Consider the following 4,456-nt stretch of genomic DNA (forward strand, 5'->3'; position numbering starts at 1 on the left):
CGAACACGGAAGTTAAGCTCTCTAGCGCCGATGGTAGTTGGGACCTTGTCCCTGTGAGAGTAGGACGTCGCCAAGCAACTAAAAACACAAGTCTTTTGACTTGTGTTTTTTCGTGTTTAGTAAACAATATTATACTGTTTCAATTATAGACGAACGTTGTATTCTGATGTCTTAATGATGGATGTAGGTTCATCATACGCATTGAATATAAAACTATAATCGCTATTTGGCGATATTGGTTTAGTTTCTAATTCATAATAAATGTGACTGGGGCATATTGCGTTTTTTAACTCATCAATTACTAACCGTGCAAGATAGTTTGGAATGAATATGGTTTATAAAAATATACGATCCCTATACAGCATTGTCCAGTAGACATCTAGATTAATGGAGGGATGTTTAATTTTTAAAAATGCCCGACTAATATAAGGTGGCCGGTAGAAGAGATAGGTAAAAATTCAGCTAACCCCTCTACGATACCGAGTATGAAGGCAATAATGATATCGCTCATAGTTTCACTCCTAAAAATTAATGAATGTCTACTCTCTTAAAATAGAATAGTGTTGCGATAAATCCGAAAATCGTTGTTGCTGCAATGATCATATAAGAATACTCTGGTGGATATGTGGGTTGTAATTCATTATTTGCGATATCTAAAGTGGCGATCCAGGGAAATAAATCTTTATGTTTGGAATTTACGAGCATAAGATTAGTCATTGTAATAATGACTGTTAATATAATAGGCGGTACATAGCTCTTCATTACAAGAGTTAATAGAACAATAGGTGAAGACAATAGAAAAAGAAGTCCACCACAGGTTAAAAATTTTAGGAAAGAACCTAAAAGTAAAGCAGTGTTAAAACCAGGGAAGTTCCCCAATAGCCCTAATATTAAAGTAAGCGACCAAGCAACTAAAGTTAGCATCATGATCCAAAGGAAAAGAATGATGAACTTACTTATAATAAAACTAATACGTGACACGGGGATAGTTAGTAAATTTTTTAATGTGTCTTCTGCATATTCACGGGTAAACAGATAAGCAACTACTACTCCATATAAGGGGAACCCTATAACTAAAGTAGTGTATAAGTTAACTTCAGTGAATAATTGATGGAACCAAATAGTCGGAGTTGGCTGTTTGGTTTTTATATGTATATAAGAAGCTACTACGACTAAGAAAGGTGCGACACCAGCCCCAATAATACTAATTAAAAACATATTAGAGCGTTTTAGTTTTAATAGTTCTGTATAGAGTAGGTTAACCAATTGTTCCACCTCCAACTAGTTTGGTGAAATAATCTTCTAATCTGTCTTCGCTCATCATCATTTTTAATACTTCAATATCATTTAGAACAAACGTTCTGTTGATGTATCCTTGTTGCCCGAAATGAGAGTAAATGCGAATATTCCCTTCATCATGTACCTCATAATCGAAAATTTGAAATTGATTTTCTAATAACATCGTAGCCTTACTGTCATTATTCACCTGAAATTCTATGTATTTACGGTTTGCTTTGCGTAGCGTATCAAGAGAAACTTCTTCTAGTAACTTTCCTTCGTGAATAATTCCGATACGATCAACTAACTGTTCTACCTCGGCTAATATGTGACTAGAAATGAGTATCGTTATATTCCTTTCTTGAGCTAAAGAATGAATAAGTTTTCGCATTTCTTTAATCCCGATGGGGTCTAGTCCGTTAGTTGGTTCATCTAATATAAGTAGTTCGGGATAATGGAGAAGGGCGCGTGCAATTCCTAAACGCTGCTTCATGCCTAAAGAATACTTTCCCACTAACTTTTTTGTTTCATGTTGCAAGCCTACTATTTCTAACGCTTCTTCAATAGCATTCTTTTTGTGAACCCCAATTATCTTTGCGTTAATTAATAAGTTTTCTTTTGCAGTTAAGTTTTCATAAAACCCTGGAACTTCAACGATAGAACCAATTCTACTTAAAATATCTTTTTGATTTTGAAATAAGTCCTCTCCGAATATTTCGATAGTTCCACTTGTAGGCTTTATAAGACCGAGTAGCATACGAATGGTTGTTGTTTTACCAGCACCGTTACGACCTATGAATCCATAAATCTCTCCCTGTTGAACGTTAATATTTAGATTATCTACGGATTTTTGATTGCCATATACTTTAGTAAGATTAGTTGTTTTTATAATTGTATTTATAGGAGACACCTACTTTCTATAAGTTCTTACTTACATGATAAGCAGGAAGGTTTAACTGCATATTAATCATTTCTTAACTATTTCTTAAAAGTATTGTGTTTTGGAATGGAAAATCCAAAAGTGGTTCTTTCCCATGGATTACTTTCAACCCATATATGCCCGCCATTCTTTTCAACGAGCGCTTTAGAAATAGAAAGTCCGAGACCGCTACCACCAAAAGAGGAGTTTCTTGATTGTTCGCTTCGGTACATTCGCTCAAATATGTTTTGCAAATCATGTTTTGGAATACCAGGGCCTTTGTCCCAAATAAGAAGTTCATATTCTGTATCGGTTTCTAATAGTTCGACTCCTACTGTTTTCCCATCCTTTCCGTAATAAATAGCATTTTTCATTAAATTACCTATAATTCGTATAAGGCTAAGTTGATCTGCCATGATAGGAAAAGTAGATTCTGGTATGAGAATTTGTAGTTCAATATTATGTTTTGAGAGCTCAGGTAAAAATTCAATCAAAACTTCTCTAGTAACTTCAGAAAAGTCGAGTTCTTCTTCTTTTAGTGGAAATTCGTTAGCATCTAGCTTCGCCATATTGAATATCTCATCAACTAGGTGCTTCAAGTTATTTGATTTCATATAAAGTATTTTAAGATATTCTTGCTTTTCTATTTCAGAAGCAGCAACCTCATCTTTTAAGGCATCAATATAGCCAATAATGGAGGTAAGTGGTGTTCGTATATCGTGCGAGATACTAGACAGAAGTTTTTTTCTAGATTCCTCAGACCTCTTTGCTTCAATCCGAACCTTTTCTAATTCAGCTATTAGTTCGTTTATTGAAAAAACGATATTATGTAATGAACGATCATTGCTTGTAAATAATCTTGCTTGTAAATTACCTTTTAGTACACGACTTAATTTAGTATCTATTGATTTGCGGTGCTGAATGAATTGTATTCTTGAAAAGAAGAGATACATTGTAATTAAGATAAGGGTAATAAATAAAGATATTTTTACCCTTGGGTCCATTTGTATATTTAAAAGCCCGCAAATGATAAGTTGTAATGAAATAAGGAAAAGGGTTTTATCAGTCTTCAAGCTGTTCACCTACAAACTTATAACCAATTCCCCATACAGTCTGAATGAATTTTGGGTTGGAAGGATCGACTTCTATTTTCTTTCTAAGTTTTCGAATATGTACCATAACGGTATTGTCATCTTCTATATAATTATCGTCCCACACATTTCGGAAGAGCTGTGTTTTTGTAAATACTTGTCCTGGATTTGAAGTGAAGAATTTTAATAGTTCCAGTTCTTTTCCGGTTAAGTTAATTTCTTCTTTGTTTGTATGAACTGTATATGTATTTAAATCAATCAATAGGCCTTTAAAAGTTAGAGTTGTTTTCTTTTGTATATTAGCGTCACTTCCAAGAACTAAAAAACGCCGCATAAGAGCTTTTACACGTGCAATGACTTCATGAATACTGAAAGGCTTTGTAATGTAATCATCAGCACCAATGCTTAAACCTAAAATTTTATCAACTTCATGATCTTTAGCGGTTAGCATTAATATCGGTACGTTCGTTTTATCTCTAAGCTTTCTACATACTTCAATACCATCTACTTTCGGCATCATAAGGTCTAGTATAACGAGGTTATAGTTGTTTTGATTAAATAATTGTAAGGCTTCATCGCCATTAATCGCAGTATCTACCATATATAATTCTCGTTCCAAATATATTTTTAATAAATTTCGGATTTCTTTATCATCGTCTGCTATAAGGATACGTATATCTTTCATATCTTCACCTGCTTCTAATAGAGTTCATTGATAGTACAACAACCCCCTAATTATATAATATTATTTGTTAAAATAAGGTTAATAGTTTTGTTGGAGGGAAATGTCCACGTAAATTAAATTGAATATGTGTTGCAAGAATGAACTAATGAGAAGCAGAAGGTAGTTTCCGATAATGAATTTTTGCGGGGATGTATCTAGCTAAAAGAGCATAAAAGCATGTAATTAAATATCTTTATAAAAAGGTATTGACGATTGCTACTTAGAGGTGTAATATAGAACAAGTCGCCGATGACAACAACGTCGAAAGCGACAAACGAAATAAAAAACTTAGTTGACATTGAAAGATGAAAATGTTAACATAAGGAAGTCGCGAATGAGCGACCAAGTAGTTCTTTGAAAACTGAACGAAACAAACAACGTGAAACGTCAATTTTTATTTTAGATGCTAGACAAACTAACTTTATTGGAGAGTTTGATCCTGGC

The 4,456-nt window shown here is 33.6% G+C and carries 4 protein-coding genes, 1 rRNA gene and 1 pseudogene; 1 reads left to right on the forward strand and 5 read right to left on the reverse strand.

Annotation, left to right across the window (positions count from 1 at the left end):
• Window positions 1-76 (forward strand): 5S ribosomal RNA (rrf, locus tag PDQ40_RS28275); the annotation flags it as partial.
• Between the two features lie 336 nt (window positions 77-412).
• On the opposite strand, the pseudogene PDQ40_RS27925 reads toward rrf, so the two are convergent.
• The 5 genes and pseudogenes from PDQ40_RS27925 to PDQ40_RS27945 form a co-directional block, all read right to left on the reverse strand.
• A pseudogene (locus tag PDQ40_RS27925) lies at window positions 413-511 on the reverse strand (undecaprenyl-diphosphate phosphatase); the annotation flags it as partial.
• Window positions 512-528: 17 nt separating this feature from the next.
• Complete coding sequence (locus PDQ40_RS27930; protein WP_000247724.1) at window positions 529-1,266, reverse strand: ABC transporter permease; 738 nt, start codon at window positions 1,264-1,266, stop codon at window positions 529-531.
• A complete protein-coding gene (locus PDQ40_RS27935) occupies window positions 1,259-2,188 on the reverse strand; it encodes an ABC transporter ATP-binding protein (protein WP_000074574.1) in 930 nt (309 codons plus the stop codon). Before PDQ40_RS27935 ends, PDQ40_RS27930 begins: the two co-directional genes overlap by 8 nt.
• A gap of 68 nt (window positions 2,189-2,256) precedes the next feature.
• A complete protein-coding gene (locus tag PDQ40_RS27940) occupies window positions 2,257-3,270 on the reverse strand; it encodes a sensor histidine kinase (protein WP_000845341.1) in 1,014 nt (337 codons plus the stop codon).
• Window positions 3,260-3,973, reverse strand: a complete 714-nt coding sequence (locus PDQ40_RS27945; RefSeq protein ID WP_000651988.1) for a response regulator transcription factor — start codon at window positions 3,971-3,973, stop codon at window positions 3,260-3,262. The genes PDQ40_RS27940 and PDQ40_RS27945 overlap by 11 nt, the downstream gene beginning before the upstream one ends.
• Window positions 3,974-4,456 lie beyond the last annotated feature (483 nt).

Origin of the sequence: Bacillus cereus group sp. Bc061, from assembly GCF_027715825.1 — a bacterium.
Taxonomy (GTDB): domain Bacteria; phylum Bacillota; class Bacilli; order Bacillales; family Bacillaceae_G; genus Bacillus_A; species Bacillus_A paranthracis.

Excerpts from the sequence above, each read along its gene's own strand:
- PDQ40_RS27945 (WP_000651988.1), bottom strand. The coding sequence starts at position 3,973 with ATGAAAGATATACGTATCCTTATAGCAGACGATGATAAAGAAATCCGA.